1 rRNA gene (running past one end of the window) is annotated in these 1763 nt (G+C 52.1%); it reads right to left on the reverse strand.

From position 1 onward, the window contains the following. Positions 1-83: 83 nt before the first annotated feature. Positions 84-1763: ribosomal RNA gene (locus AC3WKX_RS34040) — 23S ribosomal RNA — on the reverse strand (it continues 1313 nt past the right edge of the window).

The following is a 1763-nucleotide window of genomic DNA, read 5'->3' on the forward strand; positions in this document are numbered from 1 at the left end:
TTTGCAAGATCTCGAACTTTCGGTTCGTTTCGTCTTCACACACCGCAATCTGGTCTCTTCGACGCAAATTGCTTGGGTGTTATATGGTCAAGCCTCACGGGCAATTAGTATTGGTTAGCTCAACGCCTCACAGCGCTTACACACCCAACCTATCAACGTCGTAGTCTTCGACGGCCCTTCAGGGAACTCAAGGTTCCAGTGAGATCTCATCTTGAGGCTAGTTTCCCGCTTAGATGCTTTCAGCGGTTATCTATTCCGAACATAGCTACCCGGCAATGCCACTGGCGTGACAACCGGAACACCAGAGGTTCGTCCACTCCGGTCCTCTCGTACTAGGAGCAGCCCCTCTCAAATCTCAAACGTCCACGGCAGATAGGGACCGAACTGTCTCACGACGTTCTAAACCCAGCTCGCGTACCACTTTAAATGGCGAACAGCCATACCCTTGGGACCGGCTTCAGCCCCAGGATGTGATGAGCCGACATCGAGGTGCCAAACACCGCCGTCGATATGAACTCTTGGGCGGTATCAGCCTGTTATCCCCGGAGTACCTTTTATCCGTTGAGCGATGGCCCTTCCATACAGAACCACCGGATCACTAAGACCTACTTTCGTACCTGCTCGACGTGTCTGTCTCGCAGTCAAGCGCGCTTTTGCCTTTATACTCTACGACCGATTTCCGACCGGTCTGAGCGCACCTTCGTACTCCTCCGTTACTCTTTAGGAGGAGACCGCCCCAGTCAAACTACCCACCATACACTGTCCTCGATCCGGATAACGGACCTGAGTTAGAACCTCAAAGTTGCCAGGGTGGTATTTCAAGGTTGGCTCCACGCGAACTGGCGTCCACGCTTCAAAGCCTCCCACCTATCCTACACAAGCAAATTCAAAGTCCAGTGCAAAGCTATAGTAAAGGTTCACGGGGTCTTTCCGTCTAGCCGCGGATACACTGCATCTTCACAGCGATTTCAATTTCACTGAGTCTCGGGTGGAGACAGCGCCGCCATCGTTACGCCATTCGTGCAGGTCGGAACTTACCCGACAAGGAATTTCGCTACCTTAGGACCGTTATAGTTACGGCCGCCGTTTACCGGGGCTTCGATCAAGAGCTTCGCGTTAGCTAACCCCATCAATTAACCTTCCGGCACCGGGCAGGCGTCACACCCTATACGTCCACTTTCGTGTTTGCAGAGTGCTGTGTTTTTAATAAACAGTCGCAGCGGCCTGGTATCTTCGACCGGCATGAGCTTACGGAGCAAGTCCTTCACCCTCACCGGCGCACCTTCTCCCGAAGTTACGGTGCCATTTTGCCTAGTTCCTTCACCCGAGTTCTCTCAAGCGCCTTGGTATTCTCTACCCAACCACCTGTGTCGGTTTGGGGTACGGTTCCTGGTTACCTGAAGCTTAGAAGCTTTTCTTGGAAGCATGGCATCAACCACTTCGTCATCTAAAAGATAACTCGTCATCAGCTCTCGGCCTTAGAATCCCGGATTTACCTAAGATTCCAGCCTACCACCTTAAACTTGGACAACCAACGCCAAGCTGGCCTAGCCTTCTCCGTCCCTCCATCGCAATAACCAGAAGTACAGGAATATTAACCTGTTTTCCATCGACTACGCTTTTCAGCCTCGCCTTAGGGACCGACTAACCCTGCGTCGATTAACGTTGCGCAGGAAACCTTGGTCTTTCGGCGTGGGTGTTTTTCACACCCATTATCGTTACTCATGTCAGCATTCGCACTTCTGATACCTCCAGCAAGCTTC

It is taken from the genome of Pseudomonas sp. GP01-A4 (assembly GCF_058780865.1).